Annotated in this window: 23 protein-coding genes and 1 pseudogene; 22 read left to right on the top strand and 2 right to left on the bottom strand. The window is 72.2% G+C overall.

What is annotated here, in order from left to right:
- Positions 1 to 201: 201 nt before the first annotated feature.
- Positions 202 to 930: an alpha/beta fold hydrolase gene (locus tag KBX08_RS22945; protein ID WP_210785462.1), complete on the bottom strand. Its 729-nt coding sequence runs from the start codon at positions 928 to 930 to the stop codon at positions 202 to 204.
- Between the two features lie 79 nt (positions 931 to 1,009).
- Here KBX08_RS22945 and KBX08_RS22940 point away from each other — a divergent pair, with 79 nt between their 5' ends.
- The 5 genes from KBX08_RS22940 (at position 1,010) to nusB (ending at position 4,607) form a co-directional block, all read left to right on the top strand.
- Positions 1,010 to 2,008, top strand: a complete 999-nt coding sequence (locus tag KBX08_RS22940) for a YafY family protein (protein ID WP_210785461.1) — start codon at positions 1,010 to 1,012, stop codon at positions 2,006 to 2,008.
- Positions 2,009 to 2,018: 10 nt separating this feature from the next.
- The gene (aroB, locus tag KBX08_RS22935; RefSeq protein ID WP_210785460.1) at positions 2,019 to 3,095 is read left to right on the top strand and encodes a 3-dehydroquinate synthase; all 1,077 of its coding nucleotides are present in this window, start codon (positions 2,019 to 2,021) and stop codon (positions 3,093 to 3,095) included.
- On the top strand, positions 3,092 to 3,517 hold the full coding sequence (aroQ, locus tag KBX08_RS22930; RefSeq protein WP_210785459.1) for a type II 3-dehydroquinate dehydratase: 426 nt from the start codon (positions 3,092 to 3,094) through the stop codon (positions 3,515 to 3,517). Before aroB ends, aroQ begins: the two co-directional genes overlap by 4 nt.
- Positions 3,518 to 3,615: 98 nt before the next feature.
- Positions 3,616 to 4,173 carry an elongation factor P gene (gene efp / locus KBX08_RS22925; RefSeq protein WP_007458344.1) on the top strand — a complete coding sequence of 186 codons (558 nt, stop codon included), beginning with the start codon at positions 3,616 to 3,618 and terminating at the stop codon, positions 4,171 to 4,173.
- 23 nt (positions 4,174 to 4,196) lie between these two features.
- Positions 4,197 to 4,607, top strand: coding sequence for a transcription antitermination factor NusB (nusB, locus tag KBX08_RS22920; RefSeq protein ID WP_184188983.1), 411 nt, complete (start codon positions 4,197 to 4,199; stop codon positions 4,605 to 4,607).
- A 91-nt stretch (positions 4,608 to 4,698) separates the two neighbouring features.
- Here the strand turns inward: nusB and KBX08_RS22915 are convergent, their stop codons facing one another.
- Positions 4,699 to 5,187, bottom strand: a complete 489-nt coding sequence (locus KBX08_RS22915) for a transcriptional regulator (RefSeq protein WP_007458348.1) — start codon at positions 5,185 to 5,187, stop codon at positions 4,699 to 4,701.
- Between the two features lie 288 nt (positions 5,188 to 5,475).
- Here KBX08_RS22915 and pyrR point away from each other — a divergent pair, with 288 nt between their 5' ends.
- The 17 genes and pseudogenes from pyrR to def all read left to right on the top strand — a co-directional run bounded on the left by pyrR (position 5,476) and on the right by def (position 26,738).
- Positions 5,476 to 6,060: a bifunctional pyr operon transcriptional regulator/uracil phosphoribosyltransferase PyrR gene (pyrR, locus tag KBX08_RS22910; RefSeq protein ID WP_210785458.1), complete on the top strand. Its 585-nt coding sequence runs from the start codon at positions 5,476 to 5,478 to the stop codon at positions 6,058 to 6,060.
- Positions 6,057 to 6,983, top strand: coding sequence for an aspartate carbamoyltransferase catalytic subunit (locus KBX08_RS22905; RefSeq protein WP_091401900.1), 927 nt, complete (start codon positions 6,057 to 6,059; stop codon positions 6,981 to 6,983). Before pyrR ends, KBX08_RS22905 begins: the two co-directional genes overlap by 4 nt.
- A complete protein-coding gene (locus KBX08_RS22900; RefSeq protein WP_210785457.1) occupies positions 6,980 to 8,257 on the top strand; it encodes a dihydroorotase in 1,278 nt (425 codons plus the stop codon). The genes KBX08_RS22905 and KBX08_RS22900 overlap by 4 nt, the downstream gene beginning before the upstream one ends.
- Complete coding sequence (gene carA, locus KBX08_RS22895) at positions 8,257 to 9,420, top strand: glutamine-hydrolyzing carbamoyl-phosphate synthase small subunit (RefSeq protein ID WP_210785456.1); 1,164 nt, start codon at positions 8,257 to 8,259, stop codon at positions 9,418 to 9,420. Before KBX08_RS22900 ends, carA begins: the two co-directional genes overlap by 1 nt.
- Positions 9,413 to 12,760 (top strand): carbamoyl-phosphate synthase large subunit, encoded by a 3,348-nt coding sequence (gene carB / locus KBX08_RS22890; protein ID WP_210785455.1) that lies wholly within the window; start codon positions 9,413 to 9,415, stop codon positions 12,758 to 12,760. Before carA ends, carB begins: the two co-directional genes overlap by 8 nt.
- Positions 12,757 to 13,764, top strand: a pseudogene (locus KBX08_RS22885) (quinone-dependent dihydroorotate dehydrogenase); the annotation flags it as partial. The gene carB and the pseudogene KBX08_RS22885, both read left to right, overlap by 4 nt.
- A 273-nt stretch (positions 13,765 to 14,037) precedes the next feature.
- Positions 14,038 to 15,312, top strand: a complete 1,275-nt coding sequence (locus KBX08_RS22880; RefSeq protein ID WP_210785467.1) for an adenosylmethionine--8-amino-7-oxononanoate transaminase — start codon at positions 14,038 to 14,040, stop codon at positions 15,310 to 15,312.
- 73 nt (positions 15,313 to 15,385) lie between these two features.
- On the top strand, positions 15,386 to 16,222 hold the full coding sequence (gene pyrF / locus KBX08_RS22875) for an orotidine-5'-phosphate decarboxylase (RefSeq protein ID WP_091401910.1): 837 nt from the start codon (positions 15,386 to 15,388) through the stop codon (positions 16,220 to 16,222).
- Between the two features lie 177 nt (positions 16,223 to 16,399).
- The gene (mihF, locus tag KBX08_RS22870) at positions 16,400 to 16,717 is read left to right on the top strand and encodes an integration host factor, actinobacterial type (RefSeq protein ID WP_030335662.1); all 318 of its coding nucleotides are present in this window, start codon (positions 16,400 to 16,402) and stop codon (positions 16,715 to 16,717) included.
- A gap of 25 nt (positions 16,718 to 16,742) precedes the next feature.
- Complete coding sequence (locus tag KBX08_RS22865) at positions 16,743 to 17,276, top strand: guanylate kinase (RefSeq protein ID WP_210785454.1); 534 nt, start codon at positions 16,743 to 16,745, stop codon at positions 17,274 to 17,276.
- Between the two features lie 64 nt (positions 17,277 to 17,340).
- Positions 17,341 to 17,604, top strand: coding sequence for a DNA-directed RNA polymerase subunit omega (gene rpoZ, locus KBX08_RS22860; RefSeq protein WP_030335666.1), 264 nt, complete (start codon positions 17,341 to 17,343; stop codon positions 17,602 to 17,604).
- Positions 17,605 to 17,618: 14 nt separating this feature from the next.
- On the top strand, positions 17,619 to 18,827 hold the full coding sequence (gene coaBC / locus KBX08_RS22855; RefSeq protein ID WP_210785453.1) for a bifunctional phosphopantothenoylcysteine decarboxylase/phosphopantothenate--cysteine ligase CoaBC: 1,209 nt from the start codon (positions 17,619 to 17,621) through the stop codon (positions 18,825 to 18,827).
- Between the two features lie 87 nt (positions 18,828 to 18,914).
- Complete coding sequence (gene metK / locus KBX08_RS22850; RefSeq protein WP_091401916.1) at positions 18,915 to 20,108, top strand: methionine adenosyltransferase; 1,194 nt, start codon at positions 18,915 to 18,917, stop codon at positions 20,106 to 20,108.
- A gap of 59 nt (positions 20,109 to 20,167) precedes the next feature.
- Positions 20,168 to 22,078: a primosomal protein N' gene (locus KBX08_RS22845; RefSeq protein WP_307850610.1), complete on the top strand. Its 1,911-nt coding sequence runs from the start codon at positions 20,168 to 20,170 to the stop codon at positions 22,076 to 22,078.
- Between the two features lie 258 nt (positions 22,079 to 22,336).
- Positions 22,337 to 23,320, top strand: a complete 984-nt coding sequence (locus tag KBX08_RS22840) for an AAA family ATPase (protein ID WP_210785452.1) — start codon at positions 22,337 to 22,339, stop codon at positions 23,318 to 23,320.
- A 291-nt stretch (positions 23,321 to 23,611) separates the two neighbouring features.
- On the top strand, positions 23,612 to 26,095 hold the full coding sequence (locus KBX08_RS22835) for a tetratricopeptide repeat protein (RefSeq protein WP_210785451.1): 2,484 nt from the start codon (positions 23,612 to 23,614) through the stop codon (positions 26,093 to 26,095).
- 85 nt (positions 26,096 to 26,180) lie between these two features.
- Positions 26,181 to 26,738, top strand: coding sequence for a peptide deformylase (def, locus tag KBX08_RS22830; RefSeq protein ID WP_091401921.1), 558 nt, complete (start codon positions 26,181 to 26,183; stop codon positions 26,736 to 26,738).
- The last annotated feature ends 3 nt before the right edge of the window (positions 26,739 to 26,741 follow it).

Below are 26,741 nucleotides of genomic sequence, written 5' to 3'. Positions count from 1 at the left end.
CTTGCACAAGGCACACCCGCACTCCGAGCGGCCGGATCGGCAATGAGCCACCCAAGCGATCACCGACGCCGAACCTAGCGGCAACCAGCCGAACCGATCACCACCGACATAGAAGCGTCTTGCACTTACTGTCCCGACGTAGGGGGCATTTCACCCCATCTCGGCAACCGAAACTGCAAGATCGGCGCGGTGGGGTGGTCCTCAGGTGCGGGCGATCAGGTCGAGGACGTCGGCCAGAGCCTTCGGCTCGCTGAGCATCGGCCAGTGCCCGGTGGGCAGCTCATGCAGTTGGCCGTCGGCCAGGCCGGTGAAGAACGGATGCTCCTGTTGGATCATCTGCCGCACCACGTCCAGCGGGAAGGTGCTGGCGACCAGCGCCGTCGGCACCGGGCGCCCACCGGTGCGTCGGACCGGGTCGGTGGCGGCCCGCAGTGGCTGCGGGGTGGCCCGGGTACGCAGCAGCGCGAGCGTCGGGTCGTCCAGGCCGGCCAGGTTGGTCGGGTCGGCGGCCGGGTCCCAGGCCGGCGGCGGCAGCAGGTGCCCGGCTCCGATCGCTGCCCGCAGCCGCTGCTGCTCCTCCGGCGGCAGCGTGTCGAACTGCGCCGTGCCGTCCGGCAACGGCCCGCTCTCCACGTAGACGATCCGGGCGATCCGGCCGGGGATGCGGTCCACCGCCTGGGCGGCCGGCATCCCGCCGCCGGAGTGCCCGACCAGCAGGACGTCGCGCAGGTCCTCGACCTCGATGAGTCGGACGATGTCGGTGGTGTGCGTGTCCAGGCTGACCTCCGGCCCGGCGAGGTGGTCGCGTTCGGCCACCCCGGTCAGCGTCATCGGATAGACCTCGTGCCCCTGCGACCGCAGCGCGACGGTCACGTCCCGCCACGCCCAGGCACCCAACCAGAACCCCGGCACCAGCACGAATGTCGCCATCTGCGGCTCCTTCTCTCGGTTACCGACAGACCGTACGATCTATTCCGGACAGGATCCGCCCGGTTTGAAGGAGTGGCCCGTGTCACATCCCGCGGGGCGGGTGCTGGCCCTGCTCGAACTGCTGCAGACCCGGCACCGGTCCACGGCCGCCGAACTCGCCGGCCACCTCGGTGTGGACGAGCGGACCGTCCGCCGGTACGCGACCACGCTCGTCGAGCTGGGCATTCCCGTCACCGCCGACCGGGGCCGCTACGGCGGCTACCGGCTGCACCCCGGTTACCAGCTGCCGCCGCTGATGCTCACCGACGACGAGGCGGTGGCCGTGCTGCTCGGCCTCGTCGTCGCCGAACGGGTCGGGCTCGCCACCGAGCAGCCGGCCACCGCCACCGCGCTGGCGAAGATCCGCCGGGTGCTGCCGGCCGCGCTCGCCGACCGGCTCGCCGCCATCCAGGAGCACCTGGGCTTCACCCTGCGTCGTCCGGAACCGGAGCGCGGACCGGCGTCCGGCACCCTGCTCGCACTGGCCTCGGCAACCCGGCACCGGCAGCGGGTGGCGCTTGACTACCGCTCCTGGCGGGGCGAGCAGTCGCACCGCGAGCTCGACCCGTACGGGCTGGTCTTCCACGCCGGCCGCTGGTATGTCACCGGCCACGACCACCGGCGCGGGGAGATCCGCACCTTCCGACTGGACCGGATCGGCGCGGTGACGCCCGGCATGGCGACGTTCACAGTGCCGGACGGCTTCGAAGCGGTGACCTGGGTGACCCGGTCGCTGGCCGGTGTGCCGTACACGCACGAGGTGGAGGTCGTGCTGGAGACCGACCTGGTCGCCGCCCGCCGCCGCATCCCGCCCAGCGTGGCCGAGTTGACCGCCACCACCGACGGGGTGCTGCTGCGGGCCCGAGCGGAGAGCCTGCCCGGGATGGCGGCGCTGCTGGCCGGGCTGGGGTGTCCGTTCACAGTGCGGCATCCGGACGCGCTGCGCGCCGCGGTGGCCGAACACGCCCGCCGGCTGGCGGACTGGGCCGCTCGGCCAGCAGGTGGACAGCCGCCCTCGCCGCGCCGCCCGCTGGACTAGGCTGCCGGCGATGGACGAGGTGACCCGAATTCCGGTCGGCGGCGAGCGGCCGTACGACGTCTTGGTGGGACGTGACCTGCTGGGCGCGCTGCCGGGCCTGCTGCCCGGCGCGACCCGGGTCGCGGTGCTGCACGCGCCTCCGCTCAAGGCCCTCGCGGACGCGCTCGGCGAACGCCTGCGCGCTGCCGGCGTCGAGCCGCTGCCGATCGAGGTGCCCGACGCCGAGTCGGGAAAGCACATCGAGGTGGCCGCCTCCTGCTGGGACCGGCTCGGAGCGGCCGGCTTCACCCGCACCGACGCGGTGGTCGGGGTGGGCGGCGGCGCGGTGACCGACCTGGCCGGCTTCGTCGCGGCCTGCTGGTTGCGGGGTGTGCGCTGGGTGCCGGTGGCGACCTCGCTGCTGGGCATGGTCGACGCCGCGGTCGGCGGCAAGACGGGCATCAACACGGCCGCCGGCAAGAACCTGGTGGGCGCGTTCCACCCGCCGGTCGGGGTGTTGGCCGACCTGGCCACTCTGGACAGCCTGCCCGCTGTCGACCTGGCTGCCGGGTTGGCCGAGGTCGTCAAGTGCGGCTTCATCGCCGACCCGACGATCCTGGATCTCGTCGAGAACGACCCGGAGGCCGCCACCGACCCCCGAGGGCCGGTGAGCCGGGAGCTGATCGAGCGGGCCATCCGGGTCAAGGCCGACGTGGTCGCCGGCGATCTGCGCGAGTCGGGCCTGCGGGAGGTGCTCAACTACGGGCACACCCTGGCCCACGCCATCGAGCAGAACGAGGGCTACCGCTGGCGGCACGGCCACGCCGTCGCCGTCGGACTGGTGTACGCGGCCACGCTGGCCCGGCTCGCCGGGCGGCTGGACGCGCCGACCGCCGACCGACACCGGGTCACGCTGAGCGTGCTGGGCCTGCCGGTGAGCTACCCGGCCGACGCCTGGCCGCAGCTGTTGGCCGCGATGCGGGTGGACAAGAAGACCCGGGGCAGTCGGCTGCGCTTCGTGGTGCTCGACGGGCTGGCCCGCCCGACGATGTTGGAGGGCCCCGACGACGCGTTGCTGGAGGCCGCCTACCGGGAGGTGGGCTCGTGAAGGTCTACGTCTTGAACGGGCCGAACCTGGGCCGGCTGGGCACCCGCGAGCCCGACGTGTACGGCGCGACCACCTACGCGGACCTGGTGGCGCTCTGCGAGAGCACCGGTCGGGAGCTGGGGCTGGCGGTGACGGTCCGGCAGACCGACGCGGAGCACGAGCTGCTGGGCTGGCTGCACACGGCGGCCGACGAGGGCGCCGCTGTCGTGCTCAACCCGGCCGCCTGGTCGCACTACTCGTACGCGGTGCGGGACGCCTGCGCCATGCTGCGGGGGCCGCTGGTGGAGGTGCACATCTCCAACATCCACACCCGCGAGGAGTTCCGGCACCACTCGGTGGTCTCGGCGGTGGCGACCGGGGTGATCTGCGGTCTCGGTATCGACGGCTATCGTCTCGCTCTGCACCATCTGGCCACCCGCTGAAGGCCCACCGACTGGGCGCTCCGAACGGGGGGCCGTCCGATTCGACGCAGCTTGTAGACTTGCCAGGTCTGTCCGCCAATTGATGATCAAGGCAGGAAATGGCCTCCACCAACGACCTCAAAAACGGCCTGGTACTCAACCTGGACGGCGAGCTCTGGGCCGTCGTCGAGTTCCAGCACGTCAAGCCCGGTAAGGGTGGTGCCTTCGTGCGCACCACGCTGAAGAACGTGCTGTCCGGGAAGGTGGTCGACAAGACCTTCAACGCGGGCACCAAGGTCGAAACCGCGACCGTTGACAAGCGCACGATGCAGTACCTGTACGCCGACGGTGAGGACTTCGTCTTCATGGATCTGGAGACCTTCGACCAGATCACCGTGCCCGGTGGCACCGTCGGTGAGGCAGCCAACTACCTGCTGCCCGAGGCGGAGGCGACCGTCGCCCAGCACGAGGGTGTGCCGCTCTACATCGAGCTGCCCACCAGCGTCGTGCTGGAGGTCACCTACACGGAGCCGGGCCTGCAGGGCGACCGTTCGACCGGCGGCACCAAGCCGGCGACCGTGGAGACCGGCGCCACAGTGCCGGTTCCGCTGTTCATCACCACCGGCGAGAAGATCAAGGTCGACACCCGCGACGGCCGTTACCTCGGCCGCGCCTGATGGCTGAGGGTTCCAAGCAGCAGATGCCGGCGCGCCGCAAGGCGCGCAAGCGGGCGCTGGATGTCCTTTACGAGGCCGACCTGCGGGACAAGCCTCCGGTGGAGGTGCTCGCCGGCTACGTGCAGCGGATCGAGCAGCCCCGACCGGAGCACCTCGGCTACGCGGTGGGCCTGGTCGAGGGGGTTGCCGAGCACCTCAACCGGATCGACGAGCTGATCGCCAGCTACGCCGAGGGTTGGACGCTGGAGCGGATGCCGGTCGTCGACCGTAATCTGGCCCGGATCGCCGTCTACGAGTTGCTCTACGTCGACGAGATCGACGACGCGGTGGCGATCAGCGAGGCCGTGGAGCTGGCTCGGCAGATGTCGACCGACGACTCGCCGCGCTTCCTCAACGGGGTGCTCGGCCGGATCGCCGAGTACGCCACCCGCTGAGCGTCCGCACCGAACACCGCACATCCGAAAGGGCCCGTGCCAGCTGGCACGGGCCCTTTCGGTGGAGCGGCAGATCAGGTGGAGCGGCAGATCAGGAGGCGAAGAACGCCCGGGGGTCGGCCACCAGCACGCCGTGCTCGGTGAGCCGCTCGATCAGGCCCGACGGTGAGGCGTCGTAGACGATCGCGAGCGCCCGCAGGTCGTCGGCGCGGATGGAGAGCACCCGGCCGTTGTAGTCGCCGCGCTGCTGCTGGATGGCGCGGGCGTAGCGGGCAACGTAGGCCAGGTCCTCGGAGGCCTCGTCGTAGAGCCGCTCCAGGTCCAGGACAATCTTGCTGGTGGGCTCGTGACGGACGCCACTGCCGTCAGGCAGCAGCTCCGAGACGGGTACGCGGTAGAACTCGGCCAACTCGGCCAGACGGGACACCGTCACGGCCCGGTCGCCACGCTCGTACGAGCCGACCACCACGGCCTTCCACCGCCCGTTCGACTTCTCCTCCACACCCTGCAGGGAGAGACCCTGCTGCTGGCGGATGGAGCGCAGGCGGGCGCCCAGAGACTTGGCGTATTCAGAGGGCATTCGGACACTCCCAGTGCTGCTCGGGGTTCTCCCGTCGATCGCTACGGAGCGTGACGGTACGGGGAATGCGACACGTGGTCAAGTGGTCGTGCCCCTACCGTTGCGGAGCGTCCGGGGAGTTTTCCCCTTTTCCGGTACCTGACCCGGTGGTCAGCGGCCGCCGTCCATCACCCCGGTGACCACTGGTAACGTGGCGGAAGCCCCGGCCCAGGTCTGCTGAGCGGTCCGGCCGGAGGTGCCCGACATCCTTTAACGACCCGTCCCGTGAGGCGGGGAAGGAGGTCCGCCGTGGCATACCCACCGGCTGCCCGCTCGTCACCACCGCAACAACCCTCGGTGAAGGTGATCCTCGCCAGCGCCGACGTGCAACGCGTGGTCGACCGCATCGCACACCAGATCCTGGAGAAGACCCAGGGCGCCGCCAACACGGTGCTGCTCGGGATTCCCACCCGGGGCACCCCCCTCGCCCGGCGACTCGCCGACCGGATCAGCACCTTCGAGGACGTCGCCGTTCCGGTCGGTGTGCTCGACATCACCCTGTACCGCGACGACCTCCGTCGGCACGCCACCCGCGCGGTGGGTCCGACCGAGCTGCCCCCGGGGGGAATCGACGGCAAGCGGGTCATCCTGGTCGACGACGTGCTCTTCTCCGGCCGCACCGTCCGGGCCGCGCTCGACGCGCTCAACGACGTGGGCCGCCCGGCCTCGGTGCAGCTCGCCGTCCTGGTCGACCGGGGACACCGGGAGTTGCCGATCCGCGCCGACTACGTCGGCAAGAACATCCCGACCTCGCTCGCCGAGAGCGTCAAGGTGACGCTCGCCGAGATCGACGGGACGGACGAGGTCAAGCTCTACGGGGGGACCGCCTCATGATCAAGCATCTGCTCTCCGGCGGTGACCTGGACGCCGACACCGCCACCGAGATCCTGGACACCGCCGCCGAGATGGCCACCGTCGCCGGCCGGGAGATCAAGAAGCTTCCCGCGCTGCGCGGACGGACCGTGGTGAACCTCTTCTACGAGGACTCCACGCGGACCCGGATCTCCTTCGAGGCGGCGGCGAAGCGGCTCAGCGCCGACGTGATCAACTTTTCCGCGAAGGGGTCCAGCGTCACCAAGGGTGAGAGCCTGAAGGACACCGCGTTGACCCTGCAGGCCATGGGCGCGGACGCCGTCGTCATCCGACACCCCGCCTCCGGCGCGCCGCACCGCCTGGCCAACTGGGTGGACGGGTCGGTCGTCAACGCCGGCGACGGCACCCACGAGCACCCCACCCAGGCGCTGCTGGACGCGTACACCATGCGGGCCCGGCTGGGCCGGCTCGCCGGCCTGTCGGTCGCGGTGGTCGGGGACGTGCTGCACTCCCGGGTGGCCCGCTCCAACGTGCTGCTGCTGTCCACCCTCGGCGCCAAGGTCACCCTCGTCGGCCCGCCGACCCTCATCCCGGTCGACATCGCGGGCGCCCTCGCGCCCGGCACCGACGTCTCCTACGACCTCGACTCCGTCCTGCCGAACGTGGACGTGGTGATGATGCTGCGCGTGCAGCGGGAGCGGATGAACGACTCCTACTTCCCCTCCGCGCGCGAGTACGCCCGCCGCTACGGGCTGGATGGCCCGCGGATGCGCCGGCTGCCCGAGCACGCGATCGTCATGCACCCCGGCCCGATGAACCGGGGGATGGAGATCACCCCCGAGGTCGCCGACTCACCCCGCTCCACCATCGTCGAACAGGTCACCAACGGGGTCTCCGTGCGGATGGCTGTCCTTTACCTGCTGCTCGGAGGGAACAACCGGTGACCGCGTACCTGATCACCAGCGTGAGTGTCGTCGGCGCCGCGCCGACCGACCTGCTGATCCGCGACGGCGTGATCGCCGAGGTCGGTGCCGGCCTGACCGCGCCGGACGCCACGGTCGTCGACGGCACCGGCCTGGTCGCCCTGCCCGGCCTCGTGGACCTGCACACCCACCTGCGCGAGCCCGGTCGGGAGGACGCCGAGACCGTCGAGTCCGGTTCCCGGGCGGCGGCGCTGGGCGGCTACACGGCGGTCTGCGCGATGGCCAACACCTCCCCGGTGGCGGACACCGCCGGCGTTGTCGAGCAGGTCTGGCGCCTCGGCCGCGAGGCCGGCCTGGTCGACGTGCAGCCGATCGGCGCGGTCACCGTCGGGCTGGCCGGCGAGCGGCTGGCCGAGCTGGGCGCGATGGCCGACTCCGCGGCCCGGGTACGGATCTTCTCCGACGACGGGCACTGCGTCGCCGACCCGAAGTTGATGCGCCGAGCCCTGGAGTACGTCAAGGCGTTCGACGGGATCATCGCCCAGCACGCCGAGGAGCCCCGGCTCACCGAGGGCGCCCAGATGCACGAGGGCGAGGTCTCCACCCGGCTCGGCCTGATCGGCTGGCCGGCGGTCGCCGAGGAGGCGATCATCGCCCGGGACGTGCTGCTCGCCGAGCACGTGGGCAGCCGACTGCACGTCTGCCACGTCTCCACCGCCGGCAGCGTCGAGGTGCTGCGTCAGGCAAAGGCGCGCGGGGTACGCGTGACCGCCGAGGTGACCCCGCACCATCTGCTGCTCACCGACGAACGGGCGGAAACCTACGACCCGGTCTACAAGGTGAACCCGCCGCTGCGCACCGCCGCGGACATCGCCGCGCTGCGTGCCGCCCTCGCCGACGGGGTGATCGACGTGATCGCCACCGACCACGCCCCGCACGCGGTGGAGGACAAGGAGTGCGAGTGGGCGTACGCCCGACCGGGGATGCTCGGTCTGGAGACGGCCCTCTCCATCGCGCTGGACGTGCTCGGCCCCGAGTGGGACCTGATCGCCGAGCGGATGTCGCGCACCCCCGCACGGATCGCCGGCCTCACCGGGCACGGCGTCGACCCCGCGCCGGGTGTCCCGGCCAACCTGACCCTGATCGACCCGGCCGCCCACCGCACCATCGAGCCGGCGGAGCTGGCCAGTCGCAGTCGCAACACCCCGTACGCCCGCATGACGCTGCCAGGTCGCATCGTGGCGACCTTCCTGCGTGGCGAGCCGACGGTCCTGGACGGAAAGGCTGTCAAGTAATGGTCAAGCGCAGACCGGCAATCCTGGTGCTGGAGGATGGGCGCACGTTCCCCGGCGAGGCGTACGGCAGCGTCGGGGAGACCTTCGGCGAGGCGGTCTTCAACACCGGCATGACCGGTTACCAGGAGACCCTCACCGACCCGTCCTACCACCGTCAGGTGGTGGTGCAGACCGCGCCGCACATCGGCAACACCGGCGTCAACGGCGAGGACGACGAGTCCGGTCGGATCTGGGTGGCCGGCTACGTCGTACGCGACCCGGCCCGGATCGGCTCGAACTGGCGGGCCACCGGCGGTCTCGAGGACCGCCTCGCCACCGAGGGCGTGGTGGGCATCAGCGGGGTGGACACCCGGGCGCTGACCCGGCACCTGCGCGAGCGGGGCGCCATGCGGGTGGGCATCTCCAGCATCGACAACGACCCGCAGAGCCTGCTGGCCCGGGTCCGCCAGGCGCCGCAGATGGTCGGCGCGGACCTGTCCGCCGAGGTGAGCACCGCCGAGCCGTACGTCGTCGAGGCCCTGGGCGAGCACCGGTTCACAGTGGCCGCCCTGGACCTGGGCATCAAGCGCAACGTGCCGCGTCGGCTGGCCACCCGTGGGGTGACCACCCATGTGCTGCCGGCGTCGTCGAGCATCGACCAGATGCTCGCCACCGGCGCCGACGCGATCTTCCTGTCGCCGGGCCCGGGCGACCCGGCCACCGCCGACGCCCCGGTGGAGCTGGCCCGGGAGGCGCTGCGGCGGGAGGTGCCGCTGTTCGGCATCTGCTTCGGCAGCCAGATCCTCGGTCGGGCGCTCGGCTTCGGCACCTACAAGCTGGGCTACGGCCACCGGGGGATCAACCAGCCGGTGCTGGACCGGGTCACCGGCAAGGTCGAGGTGACCAGCCACAACCACGGCTTCGCGGTGCGGGTGCCCGGTGCGGGTGTCGGCGTGGTCGTCCCCGACCAGGTGATCGACACCGACTTCGGTGGCGTACGGGTGTCGCACGTCTGCCTCAATGACAACGTGGTCGAGGGGCTGCGGGCGGTGGACCTGCCCGCGTTCACCGTCCAGTACCACCCGGAGGCGGCGGCCGGTCCGCACGACGCGGACTACCTCTTCGACCGATTCGCCGACTTGATCGAAGGCCGGACCCACAGCAAGGGGCGCAGCAATGCCTAAGCGGACCGATCTCAAGCACATCCTCGTGATCGGCTCCGGGCCGATCGTCATCGGGCAGGCCTGCGAGTTCGACTACTCCGGCACCCAGGCGTGCCGGGTGCTGCGCAGCGAGGGGATCCGGGTCAGCCTGGTCAACTCCAACCCGGCGACGATCATGACGGACCCGGAGTTCGCCGACGCGACCTACGTCGAGCCGATCACCCCGGAGTTCGTGGAGCTGGTCATCGCCAAGGAGCGCCCGGACGCGATCCTCGCGACCCTCGGCGGTCAGACCGCGCTGAACACGGCCGTCGCCCTGCACGAGGCCGGCGTCCTGGAGAAGTACGGCGTGGAGCTGATCGGCGCGAACATCGACGCCATCAACCGGGGCGAGGACCGGCAGCTGTTCAAGGAGATCGTGGCGAAGGCCGGCGTACGGCTCGGCGTCGACGACCCGACCGGGCTGGTGCCCCGCTCGCGGGTCTGCCACTCGATGGACGAGGTCGAGGCGACAGTCGCCGAGCTGGGCCTGCCGGTGGTGATCCGGCCGTCGTTCACCATGGGGGGCCTGGGCTCCGGCATGGCGCACACCCCGGAGGACCTGGCCCGCATCGCCGGCGACGGCCTGTCCGCCAGCCCGGTGCACGAGGTGCTCATCGAGGAGAGCGTGCTCGGCTGGAAGGAGTACGAGCTCGAGCTGATGCGCGACCGGCACGACAACGTGGTGGTGGTCTGCTCGATCGAGAACATCGACCCGATGGGTGTGCACACCGGCGACAGCGTCACAGTGGCCCCGGCCATGACGCTCACCGACCGGGAGTACCAGCGCCTGCGTGACCTGGGCATCGCCGTGCTGCGCGAGGTCGGGGTGGACACCGGCGGCTGCAACATCCAGTTCGCTGTCAACCCGGTCGACGGCCGGATCGTCGTGATCGAGATGAACCCCCGGGTGTCGCGGTCCTCGGCGCTGGCCTCCAAGGCGACCGGCTTCCCGATCGCGAAGATCGCCGCGAAGCTGGCCATCGGCTACACCCTCGACGAGATCCCCAACGACATCACCCTGAAGACCCCGGCGGCGTTCGAGCCGACCCTCGACTACGTGGTGGTGAAGATCCCCCGGTTCGCGTTCGAGAAGTTCCCCGGCGCCGACCCGGAGCTGACCACGACGATGAAGTCGGTGGGCGAGGCGATGAGCCTCGGGCGCAACTTCACCGAGGCGCTGAACAAGGCGATGCGCTCGATGGAAACCAAATCGGCCGGTTTCTGGAGTGTGCCGGACCCGGCCGGCGTCACCCTGGCGGACACTCTCGCGGCGCTGCGGATCCCGCACGACGGCCGGCTCTACACAGTGGAGCGGGCGCTGCGGCTCGGGGCGTCGATCGCCGAGGTGGCCGAGGCGTCCGGCGGCATCGACCCGTGGTTCCTGGACCAGATCGCCGCGCTGATCGAGCTGCGCGCCGAGATCGTCGACGCGCCGGTGCTCGACGCCGACCTGCTGCGTCGTGCCAAGCGGGCCGGTCTGTCCGACCGGCAGCTCGCCGCGCTGCGCCCGGAGCTGGCCGCCGAGGACGGCGTACGGACCCTGCGGCACCGCCTGGACGTGCGCCCGGTCTACAAGACGGTGGACACCTGCGCGGCCGAGTTCGAGGCGACCACGCCGTACCACTACTCGACGTACGACCTGGAGACCGAGGTCGTGCCGTCGGACCGGCCGAAGGTGCTGATCCTGGGCTCCGGCCCGAACCGGATCGGGCAGGGCATCGAGTTCGACTACTCCTGCGTGCACGCCGTGCAGGCGTTGCGGTCGGCCGGTTACGAGACCGTGATGGTCAACTGCAACCCGGAGACGGTCTCCACCGACTACGACACCGCCGACCGGCTCTACTTCGAGCCGTTGACCTTCGAGGACGTCCTGGAGGTCTGGCACGCCGAGGACTCGTCCGGTCGGGCGGCCGGCGGGCCGGGTGTGGTCGGGGTGGTCGTCCAACTCGGCGGGCAGACCCCGCTGGGGCTGGCGCAGCGGCTGAAGAACGCCGGTGTGCCGATCGTCGGCACCTCCCCGGAGTCGATCCACCTGGCCGAGGAGCGCGGCGCGTTCGGCGCGGTGCTGGCCCGCGCCGGACTGCGCGCGCCGGCGCACGGCATGGCCACCTCGTACGACGAGGCCAAGACGATCGCCGACGAGATCGGCTACCCGGTGCTGGTCCGGCCGTCGTACGTGCTGGGCGGGCGGGGCATGGAGATCGTCTACGACGACCCGACGCTGCGCGACTACATCGGTCGGGCCACCGACATCTCCCCGGACCACCCGGTGCTGGTGGACCGGTTCCTCGACGACGCCATCGAAATCGACGTGGACGCGCTGTGCGACGCCGACGGCGAGGTCTACATCGGCGGCGTGATGGAGCACATCGAGGAGGCGGGCATCCACTCCGGCGACTCGTCCTGCGCGCTCCCGCCGATCACCCTCGCGGGCTCGCACCTGGTCGAGGTCCGCCGCTACACCGAGGCCATCGCGCGTGGCGTCGGGGTCCGTGGCCTGCTCAACGTGCAGTACGCCCTCAAGGACGACGTGCTCTACGTGCTGGAGGCCAACCCGCGCGCGTCGCGGACCGTCCCGTTCGTCTCCAAGGCCACGGCGGTGCCGCTGGCCAAGGCGGCGGCCCGGATCGCGCTCGGGGCGAGCATCGCCGAGCTGCGCACCGAGGGCCTGCTCCCGGCGACGGGGGACGGGGGCACGATGCCCGCCGACGCGCCGGTCGCGGTCAAGGAGGCGGTGCTGCCGTTCAAGCGTTTCCGAACCCGCGCGGGCAAGGGGATCGACTCGCTGCTCGGGCCGGAGATGAAGTCGACCGGCGAGGTGATGGGCATCGACACCAACTTCGGGCACGCCTTCGCCAAGAGCCAGTCGGCCGCGTACGGGTCACTGCCGACCGCCGGGAAGATCTTCGTCTCGGTGGCCAACCGGGACAAGCGCGGCATGATCTTCCCGATCAAGCGGCTGGCCGATCTGGGCTTCGAGATCGTCGCCACCGCCGGCACGGCCGAGGTGCTGCGCCGGCACGGCATCGCCTGTGAGCAGATCCGTAAGCACTACCAGGCCGGTGCGGGCGACGACGCGGTGTCGCTGATCGGCGGCGGCCACGTGGCGCTGGTGATCAACACGCCGCAGGGCTCGGGTGCCAGCGCCCGCTCCGACGGTTATGAGATCCGCAGCGCGGCCGTCACCGCGGACATCCCCTGCATCACCACGGTCCCGGGCGCCGCCGCGGCGGTGATGGGCATCGAGGCGCGGATCCGCGGCGACATGCAGGTCCGCCCCCTGCAGGACCTGCACGCAATCCTGCGGGCGGCCCGGTGACACTGTTCGAGCAGGTGGTACGGCCGTGGTTGTTCCGGCTCGGGGGCGGGGACGCCGAGGCGGCGCACGAGTGGACGCTGCGGCGGTTGGCGGCCCTGTCTCGGCGGCCGGCCGCGCTCGCCGCGCTGCGGGCCCGGTACGCGGTCGACGCGCCGCGCACCGTGTTCGGGGTGCGGTTCCCCAACCCGGTCGGGTTGGCCGCCGGGATGGACAAGGACGGCGCGGCGCTGCCGGCCTGGCCGGCGCTCGGCTTCGGTTTCGTGGAGGTCGGCACTGTCACCGCGCACGCCCAGCCGGGCAACCCCCGGCCGCGGCTGTTCCGGCTGCCGTCCAGCGAGGCGGTGGTCAACCGGATGGGCTTCAACAACGCCGGGGCCGCCGCGCTGGCCGCCCGGTTGGCGGCACTGCCGCGCCCGCTCGGGGTGCCGCTGGGCATCTCGCTGGGCAAGTCCAAGGTGACCCCGCTGGACGAGGCGGTCGAGGACTATCTCGCCTCGTACCGGGCGCTGCGCGGGCACGGCGACTACTTCGCGGTGAACGTGTCCTCACCGAACACCCCGGGTCTGCGGTCGTTGCAGGACCGTGGCCACCTGGACGCGCTGCTCGGCGCGTTGGTGGGGGAGAAGCCGGTGCTGGTCAAGATCGCACCAGACCTGACCGAGGCGGCGATCGCCGAGCTGCTGGAGGTCTGCCTGGCCCGGGGTGCCGCCGGGGTGATCGCCACCAACACCACCCTGTCCCGGGACGGTCTCGCCGGCGTCGACGTCGAGCGTGGCGGGCAGGCCGGTGGCCTGTCCGGTCGGCCGCTCACCGGGCGGGCCCGCGACGTGGTCGCCTTCGTCCACTCCGAGACGGGCGGCCGGCTGCCGATCGTCGGCGTCGGCGGGGTGCTGGACCCGGACGACGCGGCGCGGATGTTCGATGCCGGCGCCGCCCTGGTGCAGCTCTACACCGGCTTCATCTTCCGCGGACCGGCCCTGGTCCGCGCCGGCGCCCGCGGGGCGGGCGCTACGGCGGCACCGGACGCGGTCGCCGGCCGGGGAGCGCGCTCGGCCCGGTGCCGGCCGGGCGCAACCGGGTGCCGAGCCCGCTCCGCGTCGAGGAGCACACGCCCGTTGTTGCCCTTTGCTCTGCACCCGTGGGTGCACCACCCGGAGCGCGACACCCGGCCACCGGGTGTCGCGTCCGCGGGTGCAGAGCAAAGGCAGCGGCGGAGAGGTTCGACCCGGCCGCAGGACGTCCGCCGTCCGGACCGCTTGAGGCGCAGAGGAGTACGCGTGACACCCGAGGAGATCCTGGCCTTCGACCGGGCGCACGTCTGGCACCCGTACGCCGCGCTGCCGCCGGCCAACCCGCCGTACGTGGTGCGTGGCGCCGAGGGGGTACGGCTCACCCTGGCCGATGGGCGGGAGTTGGTGGACGGCATGTCGTCCTGGTGGGCGGCGATCCACGGGTACCGGCACCCGGTGCTTGACGCGGCGGTGACCGACCAACTCGGCCGGATGAGCCACGTGATGTTCGGCGGGCTCACCCACGAGCCGGCGGTGCGGCTGGCCCGAACCCTGGTCGAGCTGACCCCGGACGGCCTGGAGCACGTGTTCCTGGCCGACTCCGGCTCGGTCAGCGTCGAGGTGGCGGTGAAGATGTGCCTGCAGTACCAGCGGGCCGTCGGCCGGCCACAGCGGCGCCGGCTGGCGACCTGGCGGGGCGGCTACCACGGCGACACCTTCCATCCGATGAGCGTCTGCGACCCGGAGGGCGGGATGCACCACCTGTGGGGCGACGTGCTGCCCCGGCAGGTGTTCGCCCCGGTGCCGCCGGGCGGCTTCACCGACCCGCCTGACGACGCGTACGTGGCGGCCCTGGTGGAGACGGTCGAGCGGCACGCCGACGAGTTGGCCGCCGTGATCGTCGAGCCCGTCGTCCAGGGCGCTGGCGGGATGCGCTTCCACCACCCGGGCTACCTGCGCGTGCTGCGCGAGGTGACCCGGGCGAACGGAATTCTGCTGATCTTCGACGAGATCGCCACCGGGTTCGGCCGTACCGGCGAGATGTTCGCCGCCGGGCACGCCGGGGTGACGCCGGACGTGCTCTGCCTGGGCAAGGCGCTGACCGGCGGGTACCTGACCCTCGCGGCGACCCTGTGCACCGCTGAGGTCGCCCAGGGCATCTCGGCGACCGGCGTGCTGGCGCACGGGCCCACGTTCATGGGCAACCCGTTGGCCTGCGCGGTGGCGAACGCCTCCATCGGGCTGCTGCGGGCCGGAGACTGGGCCGGCCAGGTCGACAGGGTCGGCGCCGGCCTGCGCGCCGGTCTGGAGCCCCTGCGCGGCACGCCGGGCGTGGCCGACGTACGGGTTCTCGGCGCGATCGGCGTGGTGCAGCTCGACCACGAGGTCGACCTCGGCGCGGCGACCACAGCCGCTGTCGCCCAGGGGGTGTGGCTACGTCCGTTCCGCGACCTGATCTACACGATGCCGCCGTACGTCACCGACGACGTCGACCTGGCCCGGATCGCGACCGGGGTGGCGGCGGCGGTGGCGGCCGGCTGAGTCGGCCCGGCCACCGGGTCGACGGGTTACCCGGGCGGGTCAGCCGTCCGGACGAGAAGAGGGGAACACTCCGATGGAGAGCTTCGGTACCCGGCTGCACCGGGCGATCACCGAGCGGGGCCCACTCTGTGTGGGCATCGACCCGCATCCCGGTCTGCTGGCTCAGTGGGGCCTCCCGGACGACGTTCAGGGGCTCGACCGGTTCAGCCGGACCGTGGTGGAAGCCCTTGGTGACCGGGTTGCGGTAGTCAAGCCTCAGTCGGCCTTTTTCGAGCGGTTCGGGTCCCGAGGTGTGGCGATTCTTGAGTCAACTATCCGACAGTTACGGGATGCCGGCTCGCTCGTTCTGCTCGACGTCAAGCGCGGCGACATCGGCTCGACGGTGAGCGCGTACGCCGCCGCGTACCTTGATCCATCCAGCCCCGTGTATGTCGACGCGGTCACCGCGAGCCCCTACCTCGGGGTCGGTTCGCTGGCGCCGATGTTCGAGCTGGCCGCCGAGCACGGCGGCGGGGTGTTCGTGCTGGCCCTCACCTCCAACCCCGAGGGCGCGGCCGTGCAGCGGGCCGTCACGGCTGACGGCCGCACCGTGGCGCAAACCGTGATCGACGAGATTTCCCAGCTCAACAGGGGTGCGTCCCCGCTCGGGAGCTTCGGTCTGGTGGTCGGCGCGACCATCGGTGACACCGGTCACGACCTCTCCGGTGTGGGTGGCCCACTGCTCGCTCCGGGGCTCGGCGCGCAGGGTGCCGGCGCAGCCGATCTGCGTACCGTCTTCGGTTCGAGCCTCGCCTCGGTGCTCCCGTCGTACTCCCGGGAAGTGCTCTCGGCAGGCCCTGACGTGGCCGCGCTGCGGGCCGCCGCGGACCGCGTGTTGGTCGACTGCCGGGCCGTCCTGCCTGCCCGGTGACTGACTGACGGGTCGGTCACTCTACGGTGATCATGCGGCCCCACGTTGCCGAAAGCTCCGTTGGCCGCTAGTTTTCCCCGCGCTGGGAACCATGGACCCCTTGGTTCACAGCGACACCACGTTTCACAGATGCGGCGGTGCGCCCCGCCCGCCGCGATAGGGACCTGAGGAGAACTGGTGCCGCTCCCGTCACTGACCCCCGAACAACGCGCTGCCGCGCTCGAGAAGGCCGCGGAGATCCGCAAGGCCCGTGCTCAGCTGAAGGAGCAGCTCAAGCAGGGCAAGACCACCCTCGGTGCCGTCCTCGAGCGGGCCGAGAGCGACGACGTCGTTGGCAAGCTCAAGGTGTCGGCCGTCCTGCAGGCCATGCCGGGCATCGGCAAGATCCGGGCTACCCAGATCATGGAGAAGCTCAAGATCGCCGACAGCCGTCGCCTGCGTGGCCTCGGCGAGCAGCAGCGCAAGGCACTGCTTGGAGAGTTCGCCGCCAACTGAACCTGGCAGCGTGTAGAAACAAGCAGTGAGCACGGATGACGAGGCGCGCCCGGCGGCTCGGCTCACTGTCCTGGCTGGACCTTCGGGTTCCGGCAGGGAGAGTGTCGTCGAGCTCGTCCGGGCGCGTTCTCCGTCCGTGTGGATCCCGGTCGCGGCAACCACCAGGCCGCGCCGGGAGTCGGAGATCGACGGGGTGGACCGGGTCTTCCTCGCCCCCGCCGAGTTCGATCGGCGGATCGTCGACGGCGAGCTGCTGGAGTGGTCCCGGATCGGTTCACACCGCCGGGGCACCCCGTACCCGCCGCTACGCGCCCGGCTCGACGCCGGCCAGCCGGTGCTTCTCCCGCTCGACCTGCGCGGCGTCCCACTGGTCCGGGCGCGCCTGCGCGACGCCCGGCTGGTGTTGCTGAGCCCACCCGGGTACGCGCCCGACGCCACGGTGGCCGCCACCGTCGAGCACGCGCTGACCCACGACCACACCGAACGGGTGGTCGAGGAGCTGGTAGGCTTACTCGGTTCTTCTTATCCGGATCCGGCCTGGTCGCGCGTGCGTGGCTGACGGTCGGCCGCCGTTGAGACTCAGCACCGCGTCCGCGCGGCTCGAAAGACGCAGAGGTTAATTCGTGGGATCCATCGCCAACCCCGAAGGCATCACCAACCCGCCGATCGACGAGCTCCTCGAGAAGACGACGTCGAAGTACGCGCTGGTCATCTTCGCCGCCAAGCGCGCGCGCCAGGTCAACGCCTACTACAGCCAGCTCGGTGAGGGTCTGCTGGAGTACGTCGGCCCGCTCGTCGAGACCACCCCGCAGGAGAAGCCCCTCTCCATCGCCATGCGCGAGATCAACTCGGGCCTGCTCACCGCCGAGCCGACCGACCAGCCGTAAGCCCCCGCTGGCCGATGTCCGCCTCGATCGTCCTCGGGGTCGGTGGCGGCATCGCCGCCTACAAGGCGTGCGAGCTGCTGCGACTCTTCACCGAATCGGGTCACCGGGTTCGGGTCGTGCCAACGGCGTCGGCGCTCCGCTTCGTTGGAGCGCCGACCTGGGCCGCGCTCTCCGGTCAACCGGTCGCCGACGACGTCTGGACCGACGTCCACGAGGTGCCGCACGTCCGCCTCGGTAAGCAGGCCGACCTGGTGGTGGTCGCGCCGACCACCACCGACCTGCTCGCCAAGGCCGCCCACGGCCTCGCCGACGACCTGCTGACCAACACCCTGCTGACCGCCCGCTGCCCGGTCCTGCTGGCCCCGGCCATGCACACCGAGATGTGGGAGCACCCCGCCACAGTGGCCAACGTGGCCACGTTGCGCTCCCGGGGAGTCCGGGTCATCGAGCCCGCCGTCGGCCGGCTCACCGGCGCCGACACGGGAAAGGGCCGGCTGCCCAACCCGGCGGAGATCTTCGCCGTCGCCGGTCGGCTCCTGGCCCGCGGCGCCTCCGCCCCCGCCGACCTGGCCGGTCGCCGGGTGGTCGTCACCGCCGGTGGCACCCGCGAGCCCCTCGACCCGGTGCGTTTCCTGGGCAACCGTTCGTCGGGCAAGCAGGGGTACGCGTTCGCCCGCGCGGCGGTCGCTCGGGGTGCCCGGGTCACACTCATCTCGGCAAACGTCGGCCTCGCCGACCCGGCCGGGGTCGACCTGATCCGGGTGGGCACCACCGCCGAGTTGCGGGAGGCGACAGTCAAGGCCGCCGTCGAGGCCGACGCGGTGGTGATGGCGGCGGCTCCGGCCGATTTCCGGCCCGCGACGTACGCGACTGGCAAAATCAAGAAGTCGGACGACGGTGTCGCACCCACCATCGAGCTCGTCACGAACCCTGACATCGCGGCGGAGCTCGGCCAGCGCAAACGACCAGGGCAGGTGCTGGTGGTGTTCGCCGCCGAGACCGGTGACGCCGAGGCCAACGGCCGGGCGAAACTCGCCCGGAAGCGGGCCGACCTGATCGTGGTCAACGAGGTCGGTCCGGACCTGGTCTTCGGCGCCGACACCAACACGGTGACGGTCATCGGCGCGGACGGTTCGGTCAGCCGGCTGCCCGAGCAGGCCAAGGAAGCCGTGGCCGACGCCGTGTGGGATCTCGTCGTGGCGCGGCTGCCCGGCCGCTCCTGACGGGTGGAACAGGGCGCGACCGATCCCGACACCGGCCGCAGTGGTGATTAGACTGCCGCGGAACGACCTCACACGCTTAGGAGTGCCGTGACACGCCGTCTCTTCACGTCCGAATCGGTCACGGAAGGCCACCCGGACAAGATCGCTGACCAGATCAGCGATGGCATCCTCGACGCGTTGCTGACCGAGGATCCCCACAGCCGCGTGGCCGTGGAGACCATGATCACCACCGGTCAGGTGCACATCGCCGGTGAGGTGACCACCAAGGCGTACGCCGACATCCCGACGATCGTCCGCCGGACCATCCTCGACATCGGTTACGACTCGTCGAAGAAGGGCTTCGACGGTGCCTCCTGCGGGGTCAGCGTCTCCATCGGCGCGCAGTCCGAGGACATCGCGCAGGGTGTGGACAACGCCTTCGAGCTGCGCACCGGGGCGTCGGAGAGCGCGCTGGACGCGCAGGGCGCCGGCGACCAGGGCATGATGTTCGGCTTCGCCTGCTCGGAGACGCCCGAGCTGATGCCGCTGCCGATCGCGCTCGCGCACCGGTTGGCCCGCCGCCTCTCGGCGGTGCGCAAGGACGGCACGATCCCGTACCTGCGGCCGGACGGCAAGACCCAGGTCACCATCGAGTACGAGGGGCTGCGCCCGGTCCGGCTGAACACCGTTGTCGTGTCCAGCCAGCACGCCGCCGACATCTCGCTGGACTCGCTGCTCACCCCGGACGTGCGCGACCACGTGATCGCCCCGGAGCTGGAGAGCCTCGGCCTGGACACCGATGGCTACCGGCTGCTGGTCAACCCGACCGGCCGGTTCGAGATCGGCGGCCCGATGGGCGACGCCGGCCTGACCGGCCGCAAGATCATCGTCGACACCTACGGCGGGTACGCCCGCCACGGTGGCGGCGCGTTCTCCGGCAAGGACCCGTCGAAGGTGGACCGCTCGGCCGCGTACGCGATGCGCTGGGTGGCCAAGAACGTGGTCGCCGCCGGCCTGGCCGAGCGGTGCGAGGCGCAGGTCGCCTACGCCATCGGCAAGGCGCACCCGGTGAGCCTGTTCATCGAGACGTTCGGCACCGAGACCGTGCCCGTCTCCTCGATCGAGAAGGCCGTCACCGAGGTGTTCGACCTGCGTCCGGCCGCGATCATCCGGGACCTCAACCTGCTCCGCCCGATCTACCAGCAGACCGCCGCGTACGGCCACTTCGGCCGGGAGCTGCCGGACCTGACCTGGGAGAGCACCGACCGGGCCGCCGACCTCAAGTCGGCCGCGGGAGCCTGACCACCACCAAGCGCAGCGACCGGCGACCCGCTGACGGGTCGCCGGTCGCGCGCGTCTGCGTGGATGTCGGACTGGCGCACCTGGACCGGCCGTTCGACTACCTGGTGCCGGCGGAACTGGACGAGGTGGCGGTTCCCGGTACCCGGGTGAAGGTGCGCTTCGCCGGGCAACTCGTCGACGGGTGGTTGCTGTCGCGCGCCGACGACTCCGGGCACACCGGCCGCCTCGCGTACCTGGAGAAGGTGGTCTCCCCGGAAGCGGTGCTGGCCCCCGAGGTCGCCCGGCTGGCCCGGGCGGTCGCCGACCGGTACGCGGGCAGCCTCGCCGACGTGCTCCGGCTCGCCGTGCCACCCCGGCACGCGCGGGTGGAGAAGGAGCCGCACGATGAGCAGCCCACCCCGGCTGCCCCCACCGTGGCTGTCGACCCGCGCGGGTGGCGCGACTACCCGACCGGTGCGGCCCTGCTGCGGGCGCTCGCCGACGGCCGGGCGCCCCGCGCGGTCTGGTCGGCGCTGCCCGGTGAGGACTGGGCGGCCCGCTACGCCGACGCGGTGGCTGCCACCGTCGCCGGTGGGCGCGGCGCGGTGGTCGTGGTGCCCGACGCGCGTGACCTCGACCGCCTCGACGCGGCGCTCACCGGTGTGCTCGGCCCGGGGCGGCACGTCAGCCTCTCCGCCGCGCTCGGCCCGGCCCGGCGGTACCGGGCGTTCCTCGCCGCTCGCCGTGGTCAGGTGCCGGTGGTGATCGGCACCCGGGCGGCGATGTTCGCCCCGGTGGCCCGGATCGGCCTCGTCGCCGTCTGGGACGACGGTGACGACCTGCACTCCGAGCCCCGGGCGCCCTACCCGCACGCTCGCGACGTGCTGCTCACCCGCGCCCACCTCGCCGAGGCCGGCGCGCTGGTCGGCGGGTACGCCCGGACGGCCGAGGCGCAGCTGCTGGTGGAGACCGGCTGGGCCCCGGAGGTGGTCGCCGACCGGGCCACCGTGCGGGCGCGGATCCCGGCCATCGCGCCGACCGGGGACGACCCGCAACTGGCCCGCGACCCCGGGGCCGCCACCGCCCGGCTGCCCAGCCTGGCCTGGACGGCTGCCCGCGACGCGCTCCGCCAGGACCTGCCGGTGCTGGTGCAGGTGCCCCGCCGCGGCTACCTCCCGTCGATCTCCTGCGCCGAGTGCCGCACCCCGGCCCGCTGCGCGCACTGCGCCGGCCCGCTCGCGCTGCCCTCGGCCGGCGGTACCCCGGCCTGCCGGTGGTGCGCCCGGGTGGCGGCCGCGTACGCCTGCCCTGAGTGCGGTGGCCGGCGGCTGCGGGCGGCGGTGACCGGCGCCCGGCGGACCGCCGAGGAGTTGGGCCGGGCGTTCCCCGACGTGCCGGTGCGCACCTCGGGGCGCGAGGAGGTGCTGACCGACGTGCCCGGTGGCGCGGCCCTGGTGGTGGCCACGCCGGGCGCCGAGCCGGTCGCGGAGGGCGGCTACGGCGCGGTGCTGCTGCTCGACTCGTGGGCCCTGCTGACCCGGGCCGACCTGCGCGCCGGCGAGGAGGCGCTGCGCCGCTGGCTGGCGGCGGCGGCGCTGGCCCGCCCGGCGCCGGCCGGTCGGGTGGTGGTGGTCGCCGACGGTGCGCTCGCCCCCGTGCAGGCGCTGCTGCGCTGGGACGCCGGCTGGTTCGCCGGTCGGGAGCTGGCCGAGCGCCGCGAGCTGGGCTTCCCGCCGGCCGTGCGGATGGCGAGCGTCACCGGAGCGGCCGAAGCGGTGGCGGACCTGCTGGCCGCGGCCCGGCTGCCCGACGACGCCGAGGTGCTCGGGCCGGTGCCGGCCGAGGAGGGCCGGGAGCGGATGTTGGTCCGGGTGCCCCGGGCCCGGGCCGCCGCGCTCGCCGACACGTTGCACTCGGCCGCCGGCGTCCGGGCCGCTCGCAAGGCCGCCGATCCGGTTCGTCTCCAGGTCGATCCGCTGAGCCTGTTCTGAGGCGTTTCGGCCCGGTGCCGACGGCCGCGGACCTCGCCCGCTGCCGGGGGCCCTCGCACACCGCGTCCGGCAAAGCGGTGGCGCCCGAGTGGTAGCATCGCCCGTCATGCCAAGGCGTACGACGGGCTCCAGGTCGCGAGGGGGCGTCAGCCGCGCCGAGCTGGAGCCGCCGCGGGATGGCGCGACGATGGCGGGAACGCGTCGGTCGGGCGCGAGGTCGATGATGTCAATGAGCCGGTGATCAGGGGTGGACCAGTCGTGACCGTTGGACAATCGATCGTCTTCAACGGCGACCTCGGCAGCGGCAAGAGCACCGTGTCGGTCGAGATCGCCAAGCGGCTCGGCATGCGCCGGGTCAGCGTGGGGGACCTCTACCGGGAGATGGCGCAGCAGCGGCAGATGACCGCGCTGCAGCTCAACCTGCACGCCGAGCTCGACCAGGCCGTCGACGGCTACGTCGACCAGCTCCAGCGGGACATCGCCGCCTCCGGTGAGCGCCTCGTCATGGACTCCCGGCTGGCCTGGCACTTCTTCACCGACGCGCTCAAGGTGCACATGATCACCGAGCCGGGCGAGGCGGCCCGCCGGGTGCTCGCCCGCCCCTCCGGGCCGGCGGAGAGCTACGCCTCCCTGGAGGAGGCCAAGGCCAAGCTCCGGGAGCGCAGCGCGAGCGAGCGCAGCCGGTTCATCATCCGTTACGGGGTGGACAAGGCCCGGCTGCGCAACTATGACCTGATCTGCGACACCACCCGGGCGTCCGCCAGCGAGGTGATCGAGCACATCGTGGCCGCGTACGAGGGCACGCTCGGCGCCGAGGTGCTGCGCGACGCGCCGCCGCTGCTGCTGCTGGACCCGGCCCGGGTCTACCCGACCGAGGACATCGCCACCCTGCGCGGTCTGTGGGACACCGACTTCGTCGGTGGGGTGGCCGAGGCCGGCGACGAGGCCCTCGAACCGCTGAAGATCGGGTTCACCGGCGAGTACTTCTTCGTCGTCGACGGTCACCGCCGCCTCAGCGCCGCCCTGCAGAACGGGTTCTCCCTGGTTCCCGCCCAGCTGGTCGCCGAGGTCGACGAGCCGGTAGTGGGTGGGATGACCGCGATCGACTACTTCGCCGCCCAGGTGCGCCCCGGCCTGATCTACGACTGGGAGGCGGCCCACAAGATCCAGCTGCCGCTGCCCGAGCCTGCGCTGCTCCGCGGCGACGCGGTGCTCGCGGGCGACCCGGGCGCCAGCGTCTGAACCCAGCGTGAGGCCGGGCTGACGCGCGGGGTACGCGCGCCGGCCCGGAGTCGTACGGCCTTCGCCGCGACGGCTCAGCCGAGGATGACGCCCGAGGCGCCCACTCCGGCCATGCCGGAGAACATGTCCTCGTAGTAGCTCCGCCAGGCGCAGACCCGACGGGCGGTCAGGTAGCCGGTACAGGCGACGTGGAACTGTCATACATTGGCAACCGTCTATCGAGCTGCGTCGGCCCGGAATTACCCTGCCCGTGCGCATCCGGGGGGCCGGATGACCGGGGGTGGGGGTCACATGTCCGAGCCGTGGATACCTTCCGGCACTCATCAGACGTCACACGGGTCAGCCCAGCTGGTCCGCGCCGGCATCGAGGCGCAGACACTTCCCGAGTTGGCCGGGTTGCTGCGCCAGCTGCGCCGCCGCGAAGCCCGGCAGCAGGGCGAGACCCTGCTGACGTACCGGCAGTTGGCAGCGAAGACCGGCTGGTCGCGCGGGATCATCGGGGAGTACTTCGCCGGCAACATCCTGCCTCCGCCGGAGCGGTTCGACGCCCTCATCCGACTGCTCGGGGCCACCCCCGCCGAGCAGGGGGTGCTGGCCACCGCGCGGGACCGGGTCGAGGAGCGACGTCGACGCCCGAACCGGGAGCACGCCACCACCGGGCGGGCGGTGCCGCGGGCCAGGGTCGGCGGCTCGCGCGCCGGCACCACGTCCCCCCGGTTCCCGATACCCCGCCAACTGCCCCCGGCGCTGCCCGGGTTCGTCGGGCGTGCGGCCCAACTCGCCCAGCTCGATGCCGAATGCGCTCGCGCCGTGGCGCCCGAGAACGACGGCGTGGCATCGGTCACCGTCATGACGTTGTCCGGTACGGCCGGGGTCGGCAAGACGACCCTCGCGGTCACCTTCGCGCACCGGGTCGCCGATCGCTTCCCGGACGGCCAGCTCTACGTCGACCTGCGCGGGTTCGACGCCACCGGAACGGTGGTGACGGCCGTCGAGGCGGTCCGAGGTTTCCTGGAGGCCCTCGAGGTGCCGCCCGAACGCATCCCCACCCACCTGCCCGCGCAGGTGGGCCTCTACCGCAGCCTGCTCGCCGGCCGCCGGATGCTGGTGCTGCTGGACAACGCCCGCGACGCCGACCAGATCCGACCCCTGCTGGTCGGCAGCCCGAGTTGCCTGGTCCTGGTAACCAGCCGCAACCGGCTCGCCGGCCTGATCGCCGCCGAAGGTGCCCGGCCGATCGGCGTCGACCTGCTGAGCGCCGCCGAGGCCCGGCAACTGTTGGCCCGGCGGCTCGGCACGAACCGGTTGGCGGCCGAGCCACAGGCGGTGGACGAGATCATCGAGCGGTGTGCGCGGCTGCCGCTGGCGCTGGCCGTGCTCGCCGCGAGAGGAGCGGAGAAGCCCACGTTCCCGCTGGCCACCCTCGCGGCCGAACTGCGGGCGGCGCCGCGACCACTCGACTCGTTCGACGGAGGGGACGCCGGCACCGACGTGCAGGCCGTCTTCTCCTGGTCGTACCGGAGTCTGACCCCGGCAGCGGCCCGCCTGTTCCGGCTCTTCGGCTGCCATCCCGGACCGGACATCGGGTTCGCCGCGGCGGCCAGTCTGGCCGGACTGCCCCGGGCCCAGGTGCCCCGACTGTTGGCCGAACTGGCCCACGCGCACCTCGTCAACGAGCACGCCCCCGGCCGGTTCGGCGCGCACGACCTGCTCCGGGCGTACGCGGCCGAGCAGGTCGAACGTCTCGAACCTGAGCAGGCCCGGCGGGCCGCGATCCGGCGCGGGCTGGACCACTACCTGCACACCGCCCACGCCGCGGCGCTGCTGCTGCAACCGGGTCGGGACCCGGTCACCCTCACCGCCGCCGCGCCGGGTGTGCTGCCCGAGGAGATCACCGACCTCGGTCAGGCGCTCGCCTGGTTCAGCGTCGAGTATCCGGTGCTGCTGGCGGCGGTCGCCCATGCGAGGCGGGCCGGTTTCGACGGCCATGCCTGGCAACTGGCCTGGACACTGGTGGACTTCCTGCAACGCCGGGGGCGGTGGCCGGACCTGGCCGTGGCCCAGCGGAACGCCCTGGCCGGGGCGCAGCGGGCCGGCGACCGACCCGGGCAGGCGAACGCCCACCGCGACCTGGCCCGGGTGCTGTCCCGGCTGGGTCGGGTGAACGAGGCGGCGAGGAACTACCGACAAGCCCTGGTGATCTTCGCGGAGCTGGGCGACCACACCGGGCAGGCGCGCACCCACCGGGCGTTCGGCGCGATGCTGGACGGGCTCGGCCGGCACGCCGAGTCCCTGGAGCAGAGCGAGCGGGCCCTGGCGCTGTACCGGGCCGCCGGTCACGTCGCCGGGGAGGCCAGCGCCCGCAACGCGGTGGGGTGGGCGTACGCCCAGCTCGGCCGGTACGAGCCCGCGCTCGGGCACTGCCGGGAGGCGTTGGCGCTGCTGCGGACGACAGGCGACCGGCACGGTGAGGCGAACACCTGGGACAGCATCGGCTTCATCCACGCCCGACTGGCCGACCACCGGGCGGCGATCCGCTGTTTCCAGCGGGCCCTCGGGCTGTACCGGCGGGTCAGCGACCGCTACGACGAGGCGGACACCCTGTCCCGGCTGGGCGAGAGCCGACAGGCGGTGGGGGACGCGGCCGGCGCCGCGCGTACCTGGCGGCGGGCCCTGGTCATCCTCGACGATCTCGGCCACCCGGACGCCGAACGGGTCCGGGAGCTGTTCGCCGGGACGCCCGCCGGTGACGCTGGGCACACCGGCGGTGGTTGAGCGAGGTGCGCCGCCCGGCGCCCGGCCGGGCACTCCGTAGACTGGTACGGCACCGCTCGTCCACCCGAAGAAGGAGCCGTTCCGCGTGACCGTCCAGCCCATCCGTCTGTTTGGGGATCCGGTGCTGCGCACGCCGGCCGATCCGGTGGTCGACTTCGACGCCGAGCTACGTCGGCTCGTCGCCGACCTCACCGACACGATGCGTGAGCAGAACGGCGCCGGCCTGGCCGCGCCGCAGCTCGGTGTGAGCCTGCGGGTGTTCACCTTCGACGTCGACGACGTCCTCGGGCACCTGATCAACCCGGTGCTGGAGTTCCCCGACGAGGAGGAGCAGGACGGCCCGGAGGGCTGCTTGTCCATCCCCGGGCTCTACTTCGACACCAAGCGTCGGCAGAACGTCGTCGCCAAGGGCTTCAGCTCGTTCGGCGACCCGATGCAGATCGTCGGCACCGGCCTGATGGCGCGCTGCGTGCAGCACGAGACCGACCACCTCGACGGGGTGCTCTTCCTGGACCGACTGGACCCGGAGGGGCGCAAGGAAGCCATGAAGGCGATCCGCCAGGCCGAGTGGTACGACGCGGCGGCCCCGCCCACTGTCAAGCTCAGCCCGCACATCAGCGACCCCTTCGGTCTGGGGCGCTGACCC

It is taken from the genome of Micromonospora sp. H61 (genome assembly GCF_018070325.1).
Taxonomy (GTDB): domain Bacteria; phylum Actinomycetota; class Actinomycetes; order Mycobacteriales; family Micromonosporaceae; genus Micromonospora; species Micromonospora salmantinae.
Note: the sequence above shows the minus strand (reverse complement) of the source record. Positions and strands in the feature narration are given on the sequence as shown.

Excerpts from the sequence above, each read along its gene's own strand:
- KBX08_RS22945 (WP_210785462.1), bottom strand. The coding sequence starts at position 930 with ATGGCGACATTCGTGCTGGTGCCGGGGTTCTGGTTGGGTGCCTGGGCG.
- aroB (WP_210785460.1), top strand. The coding sequence starts at position 2,019 with ATGGACGAGGTGACCCGAATTCCGGTCGGCGGCGAGCGGCCGTACGAC.
- efp (WP_007458344.1), top strand. The coding sequence starts at position 3,616 with ATGGCCTCCACCAACGACCTCAAAAACGGCCTGGTACTCAACCTGGAC.
- nusB (WP_184188983.1), top strand. The coding sequence starts at position 4,197 with ATGCCGGCGCGCCGCAAGGCGCGCAAGCGGGCGCTGGATGTCCTTTAC.
- KBX08_RS22915 (WP_007458348.1), bottom strand. The coding sequence starts at position 5,187 with ATGCCCTCTGAATACGCCAAGTCTCTGGGCGCCCGCCTGCGCTCCATC.
- KBX08_RS22905 (WP_091401900.1), top strand. The coding sequence starts at position 6,057 with ATGATCAAGCATCTGCTCTCCGGCGGTGACCTGGACGCCGACACCGCC.
- carA (WP_210785456.1), top strand. The coding sequence starts at position 8,257 with ATGGTCAAGCGCAGACCGGCAATCCTGGTGCTGGAGGATGGGCGCACG.
- carB (WP_210785455.1), top strand. The coding sequence starts at position 9,413 with ATGCCTAAGCGGACCGATCTCAAGCACATCCTCGTGATCGGCTCCGGG.
- pyrF (WP_091401910.1), top strand. The coding sequence starts at position 15,386 with ATGGAGAGCTTCGGTACCCGGCTGCACCGGGCGATCACCGAGCGGGGC.
- coaBC (WP_210785453.1), top strand. The coding sequence starts at position 17,619 with ATGTCCGCCTCGATCGTCCTCGGGGTCGGTGGCGGCATCGCCGCCTAC.
- KBX08_RS22835 (WP_210785451.1), top strand. The coding sequence starts at position 23,612 with ATGTCCGAGCCGTGGATACCTTCCGGCACTCATCAGACGTCACACGGG.